17 protein-coding genes are annotated in these 17,273 nt (G+C 72.4%); 5 read left to right on the plus strand and 12 right to left on the minus strand.

Annotated features, from left to right (window positions below; all coding sequences use genetic code 11):
* Window positions 1-68: 68 nt before the first annotated feature.
* Window positions 69-1,307: an LLM class flavin-dependent oxidoreductase gene (locus ACQB60_RS09285; protein WP_496925350.1), complete on the minus strand. Its 1,239-nt coding sequence runs from the start codon at window positions 1,305-1,307 to the stop codon at window positions 69-71.
* 144 nt (window positions 1,308-1,451) lie between these two features.
* Here ACQB60_RS09285 and ACQB60_RS09290 point away from each other — a divergent pair, with 144 nt between their 5' ends.
* From ACQB60_RS09290 to ACQB60_RS09300, 3 genes are all read left to right on the plus strand, one after another.
* On the plus strand, window positions 1,452-2,294 hold the full coding sequence (locus ACQB60_RS09290; protein ID WP_496925351.1) for a PaaX family transcriptional regulator: 843 nt from the start codon (window positions 1,452-1,454) through the stop codon (window positions 2,292-2,294).
* Between the two features lie 142 nt (window positions 2,295-2,436).
* Window positions 2,437-3,279 carry a mycofactocin-coupled SDR family oxidoreductase gene (locus ACQB60_RS09295; RefSeq protein WP_496925352.1) on the plus strand — a complete coding sequence of 281 codons (843 nt, stop codon included), beginning with the start codon at window positions 2,437-2,439 and terminating at the stop codon, window positions 3,277-3,279.
* A 25-nt stretch (window positions 3,280-3,304) separates the two neighbouring features.
* Window positions 3,305-5,014, plus strand: coding sequence for an amidohydrolase (locus ACQB60_RS09300; protein WP_496925353.1), 1,710 nt, complete (start codon window positions 3,305-3,307; stop codon window positions 5,012-5,014).
* Window positions 5,015-5,337: 323 nt separating this feature from the next.
* On the opposite strand, the gene ACQB60_RS09305 is transcribed toward ACQB60_RS09300, so the two are convergent.
* Both ACQB60_RS09305 and ACQB60_RS09310 read right to left on the minus strand, forming a co-directional pair.
* Window positions 5,338-6,657 (minus strand): sensor histidine kinase, encoded by a 1,320-nt coding sequence (locus tag ACQB60_RS09305; protein WP_496925354.1) that lies wholly within the window; start codon window positions 6,655-6,657, stop codon window positions 5,338-5,340.
* Window positions 6,654-7,328, minus strand: a complete 675-nt coding sequence (locus ACQB60_RS09310) for a response regulator transcription factor (RefSeq protein WP_496925355.1) — start codon at window positions 7,326-7,328, stop codon at window positions 6,654-6,656. Before ACQB60_RS09310 ends, ACQB60_RS09305 begins: the two co-directional genes overlap by 4 nt.
* Before the next feature lie 122 nt (window positions 7,329-7,450).
* On the opposite strand from ACQB60_RS09310, the gene ACQB60_RS09315 reads away from it, so the two are divergent.
* Window positions 7,451-8,230 (plus strand): response regulator transcription factor, encoded by a 780-nt coding sequence (locus tag ACQB60_RS09315; RefSeq protein ID WP_496925356.1) that lies wholly within the window; start codon window positions 7,451-7,453, stop codon window positions 8,228-8,230.
* Window positions 8,231-8,248: 18 nt separating this feature from the next.
* Here ACQB60_RS09315 and ACQB60_RS09320 read toward each other — a convergent pair whose 3' ends face one another.
* From ACQB60_RS09320 to ACQB60_RS09335, 4 genes are all read right to left on the minus strand, one after another.
* Entirely contained in the window at window positions 8,249-8,602 is a 354-nt protein-coding gene (locus ACQB60_RS09320) for a hypothetical protein (protein WP_496925357.1), read from the minus strand.
* A gap of 218 nt (window positions 8,603-8,820) precedes the next feature.
* Window positions 8,821-9,576 carry a bestrophin-like domain gene (locus ACQB60_RS09325; RefSeq protein ID WP_496925358.1) on the minus strand — a complete coding sequence of 252 codons (756 nt, stop codon included), beginning with the start codon at window positions 9,574-9,576 and terminating at the stop codon, window positions 8,821-8,823.
* The gene (locus ACQB60_RS09330; RefSeq protein WP_496925359.1) at window positions 9,573-10,172 is read right to left on the minus strand and encodes a hypothetical protein; all 600 of its coding nucleotides are present in this window, start codon (window positions 10,170-10,172) and stop codon (window positions 9,573-9,575) included. Before ACQB60_RS09330 ends, ACQB60_RS09325 begins: the two co-directional genes overlap by 4 nt.
* Window positions 10,173-10,287: 115 nt before the next feature.
* Window positions 10,288-10,845, minus strand: coding sequence for an EF-hand domain-containing protein (locus tag ACQB60_RS09335; protein WP_496925360.1), 558 nt, complete (start codon window positions 10,843-10,845; stop codon window positions 10,288-10,290).
* Window positions 10,846-10,954: 109 nt separating this feature from the next.
* On the opposite strand from ACQB60_RS09335, the gene cqsA reads away from it, so the two are divergent.
* Window positions 10,955-12,220 (plus strand): alpha-hydroxyketone-type quorum-sensing autoinducer synthase, encoded by a 1,266-nt coding sequence (gene cqsA / locus ACQB60_RS09340; RefSeq protein ID WP_496925361.1) that lies wholly within the window; start codon window positions 10,955-10,957, stop codon window positions 12,218-12,220.
* Between the two features lie 37 nt (window positions 12,221-12,257).
* On the opposite strand, the gene ACQB60_RS09345 is transcribed toward cqsA, so the two are convergent.
* The 5 genes from ACQB60_RS09345 to ACQB60_RS09365 form a co-directional block, all read right to left on the minus strand.
* On the minus strand, window positions 12,258-13,544 hold the full coding sequence (locus ACQB60_RS09345; RefSeq protein WP_496925362.1) for a sensor histidine kinase: 1,287 nt from the start codon (window positions 13,542-13,544) through the stop codon (window positions 12,258-12,260).
* Window position 13,545: 1 nt separating this feature from the next.
* Window positions 13,546-14,289, minus strand: a complete 744-nt coding sequence (cseB, locus tag ACQB60_RS09350; RefSeq protein ID WP_496925363.1) for a two-component system response regulator CseB — start codon at window positions 14,287-14,289, stop codon at window positions 13,546-13,548.
* 96 nt (window positions 14,290-14,385) lie between these two features.
* Window positions 14,386-15,300: an endonuclease/exonuclease/phosphatase family protein gene (locus ACQB60_RS09355; protein WP_496925659.1), complete on the minus strand. Its 915-nt coding sequence runs from the start codon at window positions 15,298-15,300 to the stop codon at window positions 14,386-14,388.
* Window positions 15,301-15,359: 59 nt separating this feature from the next.
* Window positions 15,360-16,388: a D-alanyl-D-alanine carboxypeptidase family protein gene (locus ACQB60_RS09360; protein WP_496925364.1), complete on the minus strand. Its 1,029-nt coding sequence runs from the start codon at window positions 16,386-16,388 to the stop codon at window positions 15,360-15,362.
* A gap of 120 nt (window positions 16,389-16,508) precedes the next feature.
* Window positions 16,509-17,204 (minus strand): FadR/GntR family transcriptional regulator, encoded by a 696-nt coding sequence (locus ACQB60_RS09365; protein ID WP_496925365.1) that lies wholly within the window; start codon window positions 17,202-17,204, stop codon window positions 16,509-16,511.
* Between the last annotated feature and the right edge of the window lie 69 nt (window positions 17,205-17,273).

A 17,273-nucleotide genomic window follows, 5' to 3' on the forward strand; every position in this document is an offset into this window, starting at 1 on the left:
GGCCGACCACGCCGCGCCCTCCCCGACCGACGACAACACACCCACCCCCACTGATCCCCGCACGCTCCTCACCGGCCCCCGCTCTCCACGGCCGCCCGCACCGCGTCCCCCATCGCCCCCACGAAGCGCTCGCTGTTCGTGTGGGCCCAGGCCATGGATGCCGTCCGGCCGAGGTTCGCGGCGGTGCAGTGGGGGATCACGTGTTCGGCGAAGAGTTCGTAGCTGCGGCGTTTGGCCTCGGGGGCGCACAGGGGCATGTCGGCGATCAGGAGGGTGCCGAAGCCGCCGGTGGCCGCCGTCATCGCCTCGATCCGGGCGATCGCGTCCGCCGGAGAGCCGATGGTGGCGACGCCGAAGACCGGATAGCCCTCGGTGGTCCACTGTTTGACCGCGTCGGCGGCGCTGCGCCCGTACGGGAGCGACCGGCCCGACAGGCCCTCCAGGTAGCGGACCACGTGCAGGACGCCGTACTCGGCCTGGGTGCGTGCCTCGGCCTCCGTCTCGGCGAGGTGCATCGGCAGGACGAGGCGCCAGGTGCGGCGGTCGGGGGTGTGGCCGTGCTCGGCGCACGTCCGCTCGTAGACCGCCCAGTTCGCGGCGAGGGCGTCCAGTCCGGCGGGGGCGGCGGCCGCGAGCGAGAGCAGGCCGATGCCGTGCCGCCCCGCGTGTACGGAGCCGGTGGGTGAGACGGAGGACGCCACCGCCAGTTCGATGCCTTCGGGGCGGCAGGGGCGCAACTGGAGCCGGGCCTCGGCGAGTTCGAACCAGTCGGTGCGCGCGGTGACCGTCTCGCCGCGCAGCAGCCGGACGATCACGTCCAGGGCCTCGCCCATCATGGCGCGCTGGCGCAGCGGGTCGATCCCCATCATGAAGGCGTCCGAGGCCAGCTGCCCCGGGCCCGCGCCCAGCATGACGCGGCCCGTCGTCTGCTGGTCGAGCTGCATGATGCGGTCGGCGAGGATGAGCGGGTGGTGGTACGGCAGCGAGTTCACGCCCGTGCCGAGGCGGATGCGGCGGGTGTGCTCGGCGGCCGCGGCGATGAAGACCTCGGGCGAGGCGACCGTCTCGTACCCGGCGGAGTGGTGCTCCCCGATCCACGCCTCGTCGAAGCCGAGCGCGTCGAGGTGGCGCACCAGGTCGATGTCGCGGCGGAGTTGGAGCGCCGGATTCCCGTCGATGCCGTGGTACGGGGCGTGGAAGGTGCCGAAGCGGGTGGGGCCGCGCTGCGCCGCAGGGCCTGCGGGTTCCGCCGGGTCTGCGGGCTCCGCCGAGCTTGGAACAGGTCCTGCCGGTTCTGTGGAGTGCACGCGTACGCCTTTCGCCGGAGACGATGTGTGACGTAATTTCGTGGTGCTCGCTCACTACGTCCTACATGGGGCGGCGTGCAGGGTCAACGGCCGGGACACCGGACAAGGCAACGGACAAGGCAACGGACAAGAGGCGGTGGGACGTTGGAAGCGCCACGCACCCGGCGCCGGGGGGACGGCTCCCCGAGTGCCCGGTCGCTGCTCCTGACGCTCCTCGGGGAGTACGTCCGCTACCCGGGCCACGAGCGGGTCTGGGCGAGCGCGGCCGTGGCGGCCCTGGGCTCCTGCGGGATCCGTGAGCCCGCCACCCGTCGCGCCCTGGCCCGGCTCGCGGAGGAGGGCTGGCTGCGCACGGAGTCCGTGGGGCGCCGGGCCCAAGTCGTCCTGGAACCGCGGCTCGTCGCGCTCCTCACCGCGTGGACGCGCCGTCTGGAGCGCGCCGTGGAGGAGACACCGTGGCGCGGCACGTGGCAGCAACTCCTGCTCCGCGGGCCCGCGCAGAGCCACTCCCTGCTGGCGGAGCAACTCGCCTTCGAGGGCTTCGGCGCGCTCGGCCAGGGCGTGTGGATCGCGGCGGACACCGGGGGCGTGCCCGCCCTGAAGGCCCTGCTGTGCGAACAGGGGCTCGCTCCGCACGCGACCTGGCTGACCTCCCGTACGGAAGACGCGTCTATCGACGCCGAACTGGTCGCCCGCGCCTGGGACTTGGCGGCGGTGCGCGCGGCCCACGAGGACTTCCTGCGCCGGTTCGCCGAGGCGAAGGTCGCGGCGGCCGCCTCGGGCGACGAGGAGGCGTTCGTGCTGCGCACGCGTCTCGTGCACGCCTGGCGCGGCACCTTCGCGCGGGACCCCCGGCTGCCCGCGGCGCTGCTGCCGGAGGGCTGGCCCGGGGACGCGGCCACGCGGCGGTTCGTCACGACGTGGCGCGCGCTGCGGGACCCGGCGGACCGGCACTGGGCCGCGCTGACCGGGACGCCGGGCCGCTGACCTCTCAGATCGCTCAGAACTCTCGGATCGCTCAGGAAGAGGTGGTCGCGCCCAGGACCAAGTGGTCGCGTCCGCCCGGGTGGTGACGTCCTCGCGTCCCTGCGGTACGCCGGAACTACGCGGCACGCGAAGGAGCCACGCCATGCCGGATGAGGAAGCTCAGCGGACGAGAGGGCGCCTTGACGGCAAGGTGGCCTTCGTCACCGGGGCGGCCGGAGGACTCGGCCTCAGCCACGTCCGGCGCCTCGCGGAGGAAGGCGCCGACCTGGTCATCGTGGACATCTGCCGGTCGATCGACACCGTGCCGTACGCGCAGTCGACACCGGAGGAGCTCTCCGAAGCCGTCGAGACGGTGCGGGTACTCGGCCGCCGCGTCGTGGCGCGCGAGGCGGACGTGCGCGACCGGGCCGCCCTCCAAGAGGCGTACGACGCCGGGCTCGACGCGTTCGGGCGGATCGACGTCGTCGTCGCCAACGCCGGGATCGCGCCGCTGCTGGTGGAGGACCGGGTGCAGGCGTGGCACGACGCCATCGACGTGAACCTCACCGGCACCTTCCACACCGTCGAGGTGGCGATCCCGTCGATGGTCGAGGCCGGGCACGGCGGCTCCATCGTGATCGTCAGCTCCACCGCGGGCCTTGTCGGCATCGGCGGGGCCAGCAACGGCGGCCTGGGCTACGCCGCTTCCAAGCACGGCGTGGTCGGGCTGATGCGCTCGTACGCCAACAACCTCGCCCGGCACCACATCAGGGTGAACTCCGTGCACCCCACCGGCGTGGCCACCCGCATGGTGGCCGACCCCGCCATGGCCGAGTTCGTCGCCCAGGACCCGATGCTGTCCGAGGGGGCGCCCAACGCCCTTCCGGTGGACACGATCGAAGCGGTCGACGTGTCCCATGCCGTCCTGTGGCTCGCCTCGGACGAGGCCCGCTACGTCACCGGTGTCACGCTGCCCGTCGACGCCGGATTCATCAACCGCCGCTGAGCCGCCGATCCGGAGGTGGAGCGCCATGTCCGAGCCGAGCGCCGAGCCGAGCGCCATGACCGATCAGTACGCGGACCCGTACGCGGCTCCGTACGCGGACACGATTCTGGTGGGCGGGCGCGTCAAGACGCCGTCGGGCTGGGCCGAGGGGCTCACCGTGCGCGCCGGGGTCATCGAGACGGTCGGCGGCCGCGACGAGGTGCTGCGGCGGCGCGGGCCGGGGACGCGGGTCCTCGACCTGGCCGGTGCCACCGTGCTGCCCGGCCTGCACGACCTGCACGTGCACCCGGTGTACGCCGGGGTCCGGGAACGCCGCTGCAAGATCCCGCAGGGCTCGGACCTCACCGACACCCTCCGTATCGTCGCCGAGCACGTCTCCCGGGCGGCCCCGGGCGCCTGGGTCCTCGGCGGGCAGTGGGACGCGTCGGCGCTCGGCGCCGTCCCGGACCGGACCATGCTCGACGCGGTCGCCCCCGGCCACCCCGTCGTCCTGGAGGACACCAGCGGGCACAGCTCATGGGCGAACAGTGCGGCACTGGAGGCCACCGGCATCGGACCCACCACGCCTGACCCGGTGGGCGGCTTCTTCGAGAGGGACGCCGCGGGGAACCCGAGCGGCATCCAGCGCGAGGCCGCCGTCGATCTCCTCGTCGCCTCGGCGCCCAAGCCGGCCGACGAAGAGGTCGAGGAGGCGCTGGAGTGGTCGCTCGGCGAGATGCTCTCGTACGGGATCACGTCGTTCACCGAAGCCGCGGTCGGGTTCACCGCCGGGCCGCGGGCCGAGCTGCGCGCCTACACGCGGCTCGCCGCGCGCGGGGCGATCAGGCAGCGCGTCCGCCTCTGCCTCGTGTGGTCCCCCGTCGACCCCGTGTGCGAGGACGTGATCGCCGCCCGCAATCTCTGCGCGAGCCCCCACCTCGCGCCGGACTGCGTGAAGATCTTCCTCGACGGGGTACCGACCGACAGCCGCACGGCGGCGATGATCGAGCCGTACAAGGACACCGTGGCGGGGCGGGACGACGAGGCCGGCCGGCACGGCATGCTCGCGATCGCTCCGGCGGTCCTCGACCATGCGGTGACCCGGTTCGACCGGATGGGCATCACGGTCAAGTTCCACGCGGCCGGGGACGCGGCGGTCAGGGCGGCCCTCGACGCCATCGAGGCCGCGCGCACGGCCAATGGCCACGGTCCCTGCATGCACAACGTGGGTCACTGCACGTTCGTGACGAAGACCGACATCGAGCGCGCGGCGCAGATCGGCGCCACGTTCGAGGTCTCCCCCTACCTGTGGCAGCCCTCCCCCATCTGCTCCGACATCGCGGCCGCCGTCGGCCCCGAAGTCGTCGAACGCGCCTGGCCGGTACGGGAGATGCTCGCGGCCGGCGCACCGGTCGTGGCGGGCTCCGACTGGTCCGTCGTGCCGTCGGTGAACCCGTGGTCCGCCATCGAGACGCTCGTCACCCGGCAGCGGCCTGGCGGCAGCCCCGACTCCTTCGGCGCCTCCCAAGCCATCACGCTGGACCAAGCCTTCGCCCTGTTCACGGCCAACTCCGCACGCCAGGAAGGCATGGCACACCGCATCGGACACATCGAACCGGGCCTGCTGGCCGACATCATCGTCGTCGACCCGAACCCCTTCGAGGTGCCGATCACGCACGTGCACGCCACCCAGGTGAAGATGACGTTCGTCGAGGGCGACCTGGTCTTCGACACCAAGGCGTCCAACTCCCCATGAACTCTGCCCTGTTGCCCCCGTACAGAGTTACCGTGGGAGCTTCCACCGCCTGAACCACAGCTCCAGGCGCGGAAATTATGGGAGAGCCCCACCCTCCGGTCCCAGAGGGGAGAGCCGGGGGGTGGGGCACCCCCTCACGAGCGGGACGGGGGTTGTCTCCCACTCCCACCGTCCCGGACGGGTTCGCCCGTCGTCCGCGAAGGAGCTGTGACCCGCAAAGGAGGTGGAGGGTGTCCGAGAACAAGAAGGAGTGGCGCAGGGAACTAGCCACACGATTCGCCGTCGCAGCATTGGTCAAGGTGCTGTGGGGGTTGATCGTCGAGCTAGTGATCCGTCCTCATGAGTGACCCGGCACCATCGGGCGCCCCAGCCGCACCTCTGGCTGGGGCGCCACCCCCCGGCTCCGCAGGGAACGAGACCGACACGGTGAGACCGCCGCCCCGGTTGGCGGTCGCCTCGACGGCGGCACCGTGGGCGTGCGCGATGGAGGCCACGATCGACAGGCCGAGGCCGGCCCCCTCTCCCGGCACCTGGCGTCGGTCCTCCAGGCGCCGGAACGGCTCGAACAGCTCGGGCACCACCTGCGCGGGGACGTGCCGCCCCGTGTTGCTCACGCACAGGACGCGGCCGCGCACCCGTACGTCGACGGTGCCGCCCCGCACGTTGTAGCGGAGCGCGTTGCCGAGGAGGTTGGTGATCAGGTGGCCGAGCAGGACGGGATCGCCGCCGACCGCGCTCACATCGCTCACTTCGCACTCGTCGCACTCGTCGCACTCGTCGCACTCGTCGCTCCCGTCGGTATCGGTGTGGATCACGACCTGCGCCTCCTCGGCCCGTGCCGCCAGGTCCGCCACCGCGGTGTGCACGAGCTCCGCCAGGCACACCTGTTCCCGTCGCGTCAGGCCCCGGTCGGTGACCGACAGCAACAGCAGCCCCTCGATGAGCTGTTCGCTCTCCTGCGACACGGCGATGAGCCGGCGCCGCACCCGGTCGACGCGCTCCGGAGTGGGGCGTGCGAGGCCGATCTCGGCGGCGGCCCGCTGCACGGCGAGCGGGGTGCGCAGTTCGTGCGCCGCGTTCGCGACGAAGCGCTTCTGGGACGCCACCAGCCGCTCGATGCGGTCGAGCATCTCGTCGAAGGTGTCCGCGAGTTCCTTCAACTCGCCCGGTGGCGCGTCGAGTTCGATGCGCTGATGGAGGTTCCCGGTCGAGAGGCGGCGCGCGGTGCTCGTGATGACGCCCACCGGCCGCAGGACCCGCCCCGCCATCCACCAGGCCAGCGCCAGCGAAAGCAGCGCGAAGGCGGCGAGCGCGATGCCCGAGTACGCCAGGAGGTGGTCCAGAACCGCGTCGGCCGCGCCCTGGGAGGCGAGACGGAACGTGCTGATCAGCTCGCCGGAGGGCGGCCGCCGCTGTCCGGGGGCGGGCGTGGCGCCGCCTTCACGGGTCGCGGGGGCACCGCCTCCGTGCCCCAGAGCGGTGCTGATGGTGCCGGTCAGGTCGTGGCGCACCAGCGCGTACACCAGGGCCACGAGGACTCCGCCGGAGAGCAGCACGAGGCCGCCGTACAGCGCGGTGAGCCTGCCCCGTTCCCCGAGGAGCGCCCGCGCCGCCCGGCGCCCGGCCGCGCCGCCGCCCCTCATCGGTGCCCCGGCCCGCGCAGGACGCGGTAGCCCGCGCCCGGCACCGTCTCCACGGCCGGGGGGTCGCCGAGCTTGGCCCGCACTCTGCTGACCAGGATGCGCACCGCGTTCGTCCGGTGGCCGCCGTCCTCCCCCCACACCTGCCCGGCGAGGTCGTCCGTGCGCACCGTCGCACCCCCGGCCCGCATGAGCGCCTCCAGGACGGCGAACTCCTTGCGCGAGAGGGCGAGCGGGCGCCCGTCGCGGCTGGCCCGGCGGGCGGCCGGGTCCAGGACGAGACCGTCGAGGCGGAGGGCCGGGGGCGGCGCAGGAGCGGCCCTTCGGCCGAGCGCCACGACGCGGGCGAGCAGTTCCTCGTACGCGAACGGCTTGGTCAAGTAGTCGTCCGCGCCCAGGCGCAGGCCCGCCACCCGGTCGTCGAGGGTGCCGGACGCGGTGAGCATCAGGACGCGGGTCCTGCGCTCCTCGGCGACCAGGCGGTGGCAGATCTCGTCCCCGCCGACCACCGGTACGTCCCGGTCCAGGACGACCACGTCGTAGTCGCCGTGCCGGAGCTTGCGCAGCGCCACCGCGCCGTCGCGGGCCACGTCCACGGCCAGGGAGTCGTGGCGCAGGCCCTCGGCGACGAGATCCGCCAGGAATTCTTCGTCTTCCACGACCAGTACGCGCATATCAACCTGTCTACCCGAGAACCGCATTTCAGCGCCATAAGCTTTTTCTGTGCGGGAATTGAAAGGCATTTTCCTGGAATGATCCCGACGCCGGACCATCGGACACAGGAAGGTGCCGCATAATGAGTCACCCCATCGCGAGTCATTCCAGCGCGCCGCGACCGCGCCTGCTCGTCGTGGAGGACGACGACCGGCTCCGTGAACTCCTGCGGGAAGGGCTGGAGTCGGAGGGGTTCTGCGTCGACGGCGTCCGTGACGGTGACGCCGCCCTGGCCATGCCCGAGCGGCACGACTACGCGGCCATCGTCCTCGACGTGCGCATACCCGGCCGCTCCGGCTACCAGGTGTGCGCGGAGCTGCGGGCCCGCCGGAACCGGACGCCGGTGCTGATGCTGTCGGCCAAGGACGGCGAGTACGACGAGGCCGACGGCCTGGACACCGGGGCCGACGACTACGTCACCAAGCCCTTCTCGTTCGTGGTCCTCGTCTCCCGGCTGCGCGCGCTCATGCGCCGCGACCAGCAGGAGCACATCGGCGTCATCGTCCTGGGCGACCTGCGCATCGAGCCGGAGTCCCGCTCGTGCGCGCGCGGCGCCGACCGCGTCACGCTCACCGCGAAGGAGTTCGACCTCCTGCACCACCTGGCGCGCCGGGCGGGCCGGGTCGTCTCGAAGGCCGACCTGATGGACGCCCTGTGGGACCGCCCGGCCGACGGCCTGGAGGCGGTGAACCTCGTGGAGGTCCACATCCGGCACCTGCGGCAGAAGATCGACCTGCCGTACGGCTGCCGGTCCATCCGCACGGTCCGCGGCGCCGGTTACGTGCTGGACCTGGACGGGGGCCGGGATGCGGACAGGGACCGGGGCCGGCCCACGAGCCGGCCCCGGGATGACGTCAACTAGCCGCTGCCAGCGCCCGCTTCAGCCCCGCGTGGAAGCGGGGACACCGCCCTCGGGCATCGACTTCGGGTGTGTGATGTGCCCGGCCGCGTCCGTGGCGACGAGGCCGCCCGCGTTCTCCCTGGCGTCCTTGTCCGAGTGCTGACGGCTGCTGTCGTCCTTGGGCGAGGTCGCCTGCTTGAGGGCCGGGACGCCGCCCTTCGGCATCGACTTCGGGTGGGTGACGTGACCGGCGGAGTCGACGGCGACGTACGGGGACCGGGCGTCGTGGCCGCTGCCCTGGTCCGCCGCGAACGCGGCCGACGGGGCGGCGATCGCGGCTCCCAGGGCACCCACGGTGGCCACGGTCAGCACGGTGCGACGGGTCTTGCTCATTCCTCGAAGGCTCTTCATTTCTCTTCTCCTTTACCGGCCGAGAGTTCTGGGATTCCCCGGGATTCCGGATGATTTCCCGGGGTCGGCTTCTCGACTGACCCCACCGTCACACGGGGCGCCTTGAGGCCGGCTGAATCAGCTGAACGCCGACTGAAGAAGGCGCAAGGAGACGACACCGGGAGAAGGCGGCAGGGTAAGGCGCCGGAATGCGCGATGCCTCACGTACTGATCAGATCCTGAAAGGCGCTCGCCGAGTCGGTCACCGAGCGGCCGAAGGGTTCGTCGAAGTTCCAGACGAGGAACAGCAGGAAGGCGATGAGGGCGCTGAAGGTCCCGGCGAGCAGCAACTCCCGCGCAGAGCGCCGGATTTGGAGCGTGAAGATCAGGCCGACCGTCACGACCGCGCCCGCCACGAGGCCGAACCAGACCACTCCCGGCAGCGTCGCCTCCGCGTTGTCGGCGCGGGCTCTGCGGGCCTCGTCGGCGGCGGCCACCTGGTCGAGCAGGGGCTGGTAGGTCTGCGCCTCGACGTCGTTGGCCGGTGGGCGGCGCGCGATGTCCGTGCGCAGGTCGTCGAGGAGCCGGGTGCCCTTGTCGGTGAGTTCGTGGTGCTCGATCATGCGCGGCCACTCGACGGCCGCCACGTGCCGCGAGTAGCGCTCCACGTCGCCGCGGATCCGCTCGGCGGTGTCCGGCGGGTAGACCTGGGCGCGTTCGCTGATCTCGTGCAGGGCCTGGGCCTCCTGCCGTACGCCGTCCTCGGCCGCGCCGCGCGCCTCCCAGACTCCGGCGATGGCGAGGCCGAGGACGATCGCGTAGACCACGCCGACCATCATCACCATGTACTCGATGACGTCGGGTGTCTCGGCGGTGTCCTCGTCCTCGGGGACGCGCCGGTGGCGGACGAGGGTGACGATCAGAACGACCGCGCAGGCCAGCCCCATGGCGACAGCGAGTACGAGCCATTCCGTCACGAGGTTCCTCCGGTGGTGGGTCGGGAGCGGGAAGGGGTGCAGGACCGCGAGCGCGAGCGCGGCCGGAGCAGGGCGGCGGCGAGGACCGCCGGGGTGGTGACGACCATCGTCGTGGTGACCACGGAACGCCCTCCCTCACGTTCCCGGTCGGCCGGGGCGCGGTAGTGCGGGAGGTCGAGGCCGGGCGGCGGAGGCGGGTTCGACGGCCGCCGCTTCGGGGGGTGCGCTGCCGTCTCCAGGCGTACGGGGACGAGGAGTTCGCGGACGCGGGGCGGGGTCGGGGAGTGGGGCGCCGGGGGGCGTGGGGGCTGCGGACGATCCGGCGACGGGGCGGGCTGGGCGGGCGGTTCCGGCGGGGGTGCCTGCCGTGGGGCAGGGCCAGGCGCCGGTGCGGGCGGGGTCGGGGGCGGGGACACCTGGGCCGGTGGCGTCCGCACCACCACCTCGGCACCCAGGGGCTCCTCCTCCCCGCACACCTCCACCCACCCCGCCACCTCCACGCCGAGTGCCTCGATGTGTGCGGCGACGGCCGCCCCTCCCACCGGGCACAGGGTCACGACGACGCCGAGCCCCCCGATCTGCGCCCACCCGGCCACGAACCTCTCCCCTTCCTCGGTCCTCTTCCTCGTCCGGCACCATTGGTCCGGCGCCCTTGGTCCGGCGCCCCTTGACCGGCAGCCCTTGACCGACGCCCCGTGGTCGGCGGGGCGGTCAGAAGGGGCCGAACAGCCAATTCCCGGGCGCCTGCGGGTCGTTGCTCGTGTAGTACTCCTCGGTGGCGAGGCGGATCTCGTCGCGGTCGAGGGTGCCGTTGCCGTCGCGGTCGAGGGCCTTGAAGGCGAGGATGAGCGCGTCGGGCGAGGCGCCGAGCGTCCGGGTGTACATCGTCAGGAACTCGTCCCGGTCGATGACTCCGTTGCCGTCGGCGTCGCAGATGTCCATCCACGCGTCGACCATGGCGCCGAGCCGCGTCAGGTGCCCCTCGCGGTCGTTGGCGGCCGCCTTGCGCATGCCGCCGAGGAACTCCTGCCGGTCGACCAGGCCGTTGCCGTCGGCGTCCATGGGAAGCAGGCTGGTGTCCCACAGGACGCGGAAAGCTTCCTTCAAACGAATGATCTTTGCGGCGTCTCCGGTCATGGCGAAGGCGGCGGCGAGCCGGTCGGCGAGCGTCAGCAGGTCCGCCTCCACCAGCGCGCCGTCCCCGTCCGTGTCCAGCATCTCGAAGGCCCGCAGCAGCTTCCGGTCGAGGACGTCATCGGCTCCGTGCATGGCAGGCTCCCATCGGTTCGTGCGGGACGCGCTCGGGGCGCCCCAGTGATCACGTACAGGAGAAACGATCACGCTTCTGCTTTGATACGGGCCAGCCATCGCCCATCTGATGGATCTTCAACACCCGTGTTCCACAAGGGAAGCCACACGGAAAGCCACCAGGAAGGCCGCAAGGAAGACGATGCCCAGCACCACCCCCCTGTCCGCCGCCCTCCTCGACCGGATGACCCGCCACGCGAACCGGCTGAACGACGACTGGAGGGGCCGCCACATCTTCGAGGGATCGGTGCCGGGCCCCGGGGCGATCCACCTCTCCAGCAACGACTATCTCGGCCTCGCCCGCGAGCCCCGCATCCTCAAGGTCATGGCCGACACCTTGACCTCCGAGGGCAACAGCACCCTCATGTCGGGGGCCTACCTCAGGGGCACCCACCCCCAACTGCGCCTGGAGAACGACCTCGCACACCACCTGCGGGCCGCCGGAGGCATCCTGTGCCAGTCCGGCTGGGCGGCCAACACCGGCCTGCTGCAGGCGGTCGCGGCCCCGGGCACCCCCGCGTACATCGACGTGCTCGCACATATGTCGCTGTGGGAAGGGGCGCGCCTGGCCGGCGCCGAACCGCACCGGTTCCGGCACAACGACCCCGCCCATCTGCGCCGCCGCATCGCCGCGTCCGGACCTGGCGTGATCCTCGTCGACTCCGTCTACAGCACCGACGGCAGCGTCTGCCCGCTTCCCGAGATCACCTCTGTCGCCCAGGAGACGGGCTGTCTCCTGGTGGTCGACGAGTCGCACGCCCTCGGCACTCACGGCGCGCTCGGCGAGGGCCTGGTGGCCGACCTCGGCCTCGAAGACAAGGTGCACTTCCGCACCGCGAGCCTGTCCAAGGCGTTCGCGGGCCGGGCGGGCCTGATCGCCTGCTGCGACGGCGAGTTCGTCGACTACTACAAGCTGGCGGCCTACCCGGCGATCTTCAGCTCGGCGCTGCAGCCGCACGACGTCGCGGGCCTCGCCGAGACGCTCTGCGTGGTGCGCGAGGCAGGAAAGCGGCGTGACCGCCTGGCGGCCCTCTCCTCGTACGTACGCGAGGAGTTGACGGCCTCGGGCGTCGGTGTCGGCGGCTCGCGGAGCCAGATCATCGCGCTGGAGGGCGGCTCCGACCTGCGGACCATGGAGCTGCGTGACGCCCTGGAGCGCCACGGTGTCTTCGGCTCCGTCTTCTGCCCGCCCGCGACGCCGCGCGCCCGGTCGCTCGTGCGGCTCTCCCTGCACGCCGGGCTCTCGGACGCGGAGGTGGAGCGTGTGGTGGAGGGGTGTCGGAGGGTGCGGGGGTTGTTGCGGTGCCCGGGGCCGCTGGGTGGCGGCGCTGCCTGAGCGGTACGGGCTGACCTGGCGGAGGGGCCGCCGGTGGCTACATCGCCTCGTGGTGGGGCAGCTTCAGGGTGGCCGTCGCGCCGTGCGGGGTGGTGTTCGTGAGGGTGAGGTCGGCGTTGATGACGTGGGCCTGGCCGAAGGCGATGGTCAGGCCGAGGCCGTGGCCGTGGCCGCGTTCGGCGGCGTGGGTGCGGAAGCGCTGGGGGCCGTGGGCGAGGAGGTCCTGGGGGAAGCCGGGGCCGTGGTCGCGTACCACGACGGTGTCGGTGTCGACGGTGACCTCGACGGGCTGTGCGCCGTGGCGGTGGGCGTTGAGGACCAGGTTCGTGATGATCCGGTCGAGGCGGCGGGGGTCGGTCTGTGCGACGGGGTCTCCCGTGATGGTGATGCGGGTGTCGAGGCCGGTGCGGCGCACCGATTCCGTCACCAGCTCGCCCAGGGGCACCTGTTGGGCGTCGGCCTGTTCGGCGCCCGCGTCGAGGCGGGAGATCTCCAGCAGGTCGTCGACCAGGGCGTGCAGGACCCGCACCCGGTCGCGTACGAGGTCGGTGGCCTCGCTCTCGGGCAGCAGCGAGGCGGCGGCGACGAGGCCGGTGAGCGGGGTGCGCAGTTCGTGGGCGACGTCGGCGGTGAAGCGCTGTTCGCTGCGCAGGCGCTCTTGGAGGGCGTCGGCCATGTGGTCGACGGCCGAGGAGATCTCGCCGATCTCGTCGTGGCGGCGGCTGCCCGTGCGTACGTCGAGTTCGCCGTGGCGGATGCGGCGCGCGGTGCCCGCGACGCGCCGCAGCCGGCGCAGCACCAGTTCGGCGCCGAGGAGGGTGAGCGGGATGACGACGGCGAGCATGACGAGGGCCGCGTACCGCATGTAGCGGTCCATGGCCTGGCGGCTCTGCAGGTCGCCGAACATGTTCCAGCTCACGGCCAGGACCGTGCCGTCGGTTCGGGTGGCCGCCCACATCTCGGGGCCCCGGAGGGGGTGTCCGGTGTCGTACCACGTCACCGGGCCGGGCTGGGAGTCGAGCAGTTCACGCAGGTGGTCCGGTACCTCGTCGCCGGTCAGGTAGCTGCTGACGGGGCCCGACGACGGGCAGCGGTCGGAGGGCCGGTCGCGGTGGTTGGCCTCGGCGGTCTGCAGCGAGCAGAGGGCGGTGCTGCGGCCGATGCGCAGGGAGCGGTTCTCGTTGGTCTGGTGCACCAGGAGCCCGATGCCCAGGGCCATGGCGCAGGACGCGGCGGCGACCGCGGCGGCGATCTTCCAGCGCAGGGATCTCAGGTCGGCCAGGCGGCGCAGCGCGGTCCGGCCGCACTCGGTCGCGTGTCCCATGTCAGCGCCGGAACTTGTAGCCGAAGCCACGGACGGTCTCGATGTGGTCGGCGCCGATCTTCTTGCGCAGGCGCTGCACCGCGAGGTCGACGACCCGGCTGTCGCCCTCCCAGCCGTAGTCCCACACCTCGCGCAGCAGCGTGGGCCGGGCCAGGGCGATGCCGGGCGCGGCGACGAATTCGAGCAGCAGCCGCAGTTCCGTGGGGGTGAGCGTGAGGAGTTGGCCGTCCCTGCGCACTTCCAGGCCGCGGGTGTCGACGGTGAGGTCGCGGAAGGTGAGCAGCGGCAGGTCGTCGCCCGGGGTGTCCGGTGCGGCGGGCGCCGTGTAGGTGGCGCGGCGCAGGAGGGTGCGGATGCGTGCCAGGAGGACGGGAGGGTCGACGGGTTTGACGACGTAGTCGTCGGCGCCCGCCTCCAGGCCGGCCACCACGTCGAGTGCGTCGCCGCGCGCGGACAGCATCAGGACGGGGGCCTGGCTGGTCTCGCGGATCCTGCGGCACAGTTGGATGCCGTCGAGCTGGGGCAGCATCACGTCGAGCAGGAGCAGGTCGGGGTGCTCGGCGTGGAACATCTCCAGGCCGGTCAGCCCGTCGGGTGCCGCCGAGACGCGGTAGCCGTAGCGTTCCAGGGCCATGCCGATGGATCTGCGGATCGCCTCGTCGTCCTCGACCAGCAGGAGGTGCACGGGAGCGGAGGGGCTGGTGATGGTGTGCCGTCCTGGCGGGTCGCTGTCGTGGTGGTGCATGGCGTCGCTATCTGAAGGTCGTTGCCTGGGGATTGCTGCGATACGGGTGGTGGCTGCGGGGTTCGGGTTCCGTCGACCGTATCCGCTGCGGTGATCTCACAGGCGCAGGGCGGCGGCGACCGGAAGGTGATCGCTCCCGGTGCGCGGCAGGGTCCAGGAGGAGACCGGGGTGAGGCCCTTGGTGAGGATCTGGTCGATCCTGGCCACCGGGAACGCGGCGGGCCAGCTGAAGCCGAAGCCGTTCCCCGCCTCGTCCTGAGCCGATCGCAGCTGTGCGGTCAGCGGGCGCAGCGCCGGGTCGCCGGTGGTGCCGTTGAAGTCGCCCGCCACCACGACCCGGGGCAGCGGCTCGGCCCGTACGGCAGCGGCGAGGCGGTTCGCCGACTGGTTGCGCTGCGCCGTGGCGAACCCCGTCTTCACCTGCACCCGGACCGAGGCGAGGTGGGCCACGTACACCGCGACCGGCCCCTTCGGCGTGGTGGCGGTGGCCCGTAGGGCACGCCCCCAGGCCATGACGTGGACCGGCTTCACGTCGTGCAGCGGGTACGTGCTCCACAGGCCGACGGTGCCCTGCACCGAGTGGTACGGATAGCGCGCGGCCAGCACCTTGTCGTACAGCGGTGCCGAGGCGGCAGTCACTTCCTCCAAGGCGATCAGTCCGGCGCCCGAAGCCGCCAGGGAGCGGGCGGTTCCCCGCACGTCGCGGTTGCCGTCCTCGACGTTGTGGCTGACCACGGTCACGTCCCCGCCGCCGGTGCGCTTGTCCGTCAGCACCTGCCCGAACAGCGCGCCCCACACCAGGGCGGGGACCAGCACGGCGACACCGGCTGTCGCGGACCGCCGGACCGCGGCCAGGACGCCCAGCACGGGAACGCCCGCCCCCAGCCACGGCCGGAAGGTGTCCAGCAGGCTGACGAGGTGGCGTGATCCGTTCGGCAGCCACGAGGGGGCGAGCATGACCAGCGCCCAGAGGACGGCGGCGCCCGCGATCCAGCGACCGCGCCGCCACATCCCCCTGACGCGTCGACGCGTCACCGGCGACGGCAGGACCTCGGTGTCAGGTGTCAGGGTCATGCGCCCGCCCCGGTTTCGGCGGCGGCAAGGGCATCGGGCAGCTGCTTCTCCACGGCGTCGATCAGCGCCCCGCTGGTGTCCAGCGCGGCCTGCAGCCCTTCCGTGGGCGAGGTCCCGGCGCGCTGTCCGAGGACGACTCCGAGCACGAGGTGGCGCTTGCCCCCGGACTTCACTTCGACGGCCCACATGAGGTTGCCCCCGGCGGGGGTGCTCGAGCCGGTCTTGAGGCCGATGACTCCGGGCCTGTCCAGGAGGGTGTTGGTGTTGGCGATCGGGCCCGGTATCCCTGGGACGGTCGTGCTGCGCTGGGCGACGACCGCGCGGAGCACCGGCTCCTTCATGGCCTCGCGGGCCAGCTTGAGCTGATCGTCGGCGGTGCTCCTGGTGGTCGTCTCGAACCCGCTGGCACCGGTGTACGTGGTGCGGTCCATCCCCAGGCCGCGGGCGGCGTCGTTCATCTTGGCGGTGAACGCCTGCTGGCTTCCCGCGTCCCAACGGGCCAGCAGCCGGGCGATGTTGTTGCCGGACGGGAGCAGCAGCAGCTCCAGCAGCCGGCGTTCGGTGAGCCGCAGGCCCGCACGGACCGGGGCCGAGGACTCGTCGGGCGAGTACGCCTCCTGCTCCGCGGCGGCGTCGACCTCGATGCGCGGCCCCTGCTCGCCGCCCTTGAGCGGGTGTTCCTTGAGGATCACGTACGCGGTCATCACCTTGGCGACGCTCGCGATCGGCACCGGCTTCTGCCCGCCCGAACTGCCCAGCGTGCCCACCCCGTCGAGCGCGATGCTCGCCTCGCCCTCCCGCGGCCAGGACAGATCCAGGCGCTTGGCGACGGCGGACTGCCCGGACACGACAGCGGCACGGTCCGGGCCCTGCCCGGTGAGGCCGGCCCAGCCGCCCACCCCGACGACGGCCAGCACCGCGGCCGCCCCGCAGACCACCCGGCCCCGGGCCCAGCGCCCCCGTGCCCGATGCCCCTGCGGCGGCCGGCCCACCGCGGCCGTACGTATCCGATCGACGACGTTCACCGGGAAGTCCACCTCTCCACGCCCAGGTCCACACGGCGTGAGCCGCGCATGCCTGCAAGCCTTGGAGAGGGCCGCATCCGCCTGATCAGGGGCTCGTATCCGGCAGCCCGCGGATTTGTGTCATCCAGGTATCGGGGGCTCGCCCACGGTCTTGTCGAGGGCCGCCTGCGCGTCGCGGGTGTGGGCCCAGGCGGCCCGTTCGGCGGCTTCGGGGTCGCGGCGGGCGATCGCGTCGGCGAGGTCGTCGTGGGTGCCGCCGCCGAGGACTTCGCCGGGCCATCCGGCGGTCAGCGACGCGATGCTGTGCCGGACGGCCTGGGCGATGCTCTCGTAGAGGTCGACCATGAGCGGGTTGCCGCTGGCGGCCACCACGGCCCGGTGGAAGTCGAGGTCGCGGTCGACGAACTCGGGTCCGGTGCCCTCGGGGTCCGCCTCCAGCGCCCTGCGGCGGGCCAGCAGGGCGGAGAGGATGCGGGCCAGGTCCTCCTCGCCGCGGTTGACCGCGGCCACGGCGGCCGCCTCCCGCTCCAGCGAGAGCCGCACCTGCAGGACGTGACGCAGTTCGGCGTGGCGCAGGCGTCGTTGGAGCGCGGCGTTCAGGTCGCTGGTCGCCCGCACATAGGTCCCGTCGCCCCGGCGGGCCTCGAGCAGCCCGGTGTGGCAGAGCGCGCGGACCGCTTCGCGCACGGTGTTGCGGCCGACGCCGAGGGACTCCACCAGTCGGCCCTCGGCGGGGATCTTCTCGCCGAGGGGCCAGGAGCCGCTCTCGATGGCCCGTTGGATCCGCTCGATGGTCTGCTGCACCAGCGTCGTCACGCGCGGCCTCTTTCGTGGACACGAAGGGTATGTCTGGGATCCTACCTTCCTCAAAGATCCCATATTTAG

This window comes from Streptomyces odontotermitis (assembly GCF_050510915.1).
Lineage (GTDB): Bacteria > Actinomycetota > Actinomycetes > Streptomycetales > Streptomycetaceae > Streptomyces.

Bases quoted from the DNA above. Each gene is read 5' to 3' on its own strand.
- ACQB60_RS09295 (WP_496925352.1), top strand. From the start codon at position 2,437: ATGCCGGATGAGGAAGCTCAGCGGACGAGAGGGCGCCTTGACGGCAAG.
- ACQB60_RS09300 (WP_496925353.1), top strand. From the start codon at position 3,305: ATGTCCGAGCCGAGCGCCGAGCCGAGCGCCATGACCGATCAGTACGCG.
- ACQB60_RS09305 (WP_496925354.1), bottom strand. From the start codon at position 6,657: ATGAGGGGCGGCGGCGCGGCCGGGCGCCGGGCGGCGCGGGCGCTCCTC.
- ACQB60_RS09310 (WP_496925355.1), bottom strand. From the start codon at position 7,328: ATGCGCGTACTGGTCGTGGAAGACGAAGAATTCCTGGCGGATCTCGTC.
- ACQB60_RS09315 (WP_496925356.1), top strand. From the start codon at position 7,451: ATGAGTCACCCCATCGCGAGTCATTCCAGCGCGCCGCGACCGCGCCTG.
- ACQB60_RS09320 (WP_496925357.1), bottom strand. From the start codon at position 8,602: ATGAGCAAGACCCGTCGCACCGTGCTGACCGTGGCCACCGTGGGTGCC.
- ACQB60_RS09335 (WP_496925360.1), bottom strand. From the start codon at position 10,845: ATGCACGGAGCCGATGACGTCCTCGACCGGAAGCTGCTGCGGGCCTTC.
- cqsA (WP_496925361.1), top strand. From the start codon at position 10,955: ATGGATCTTCAACACCCGTGTTCCACAAGGGAAGCCACACGGAAAGCC.
- ACQB60_RS09345 (WP_496925362.1), bottom strand. From the start codon at position 13,544: ATGGGACACGCGACCGAGTGCGGCCGGACCGCGCTGCGCCGCCTGGCC.
- cseB (WP_496925363.1), bottom strand. From the start codon at position 14,289: ATGCACCACCACGACAGCGACCCGCCAGGACGGCACACCATCACCAGC.
- ACQB60_RS09355 (WP_496925659.1), bottom strand. From the start codon at position 15,300: ATGTGGCGGCGCGGTCGCTGGATCGCGGGCGCCGCCGTCCTCTGGGCG.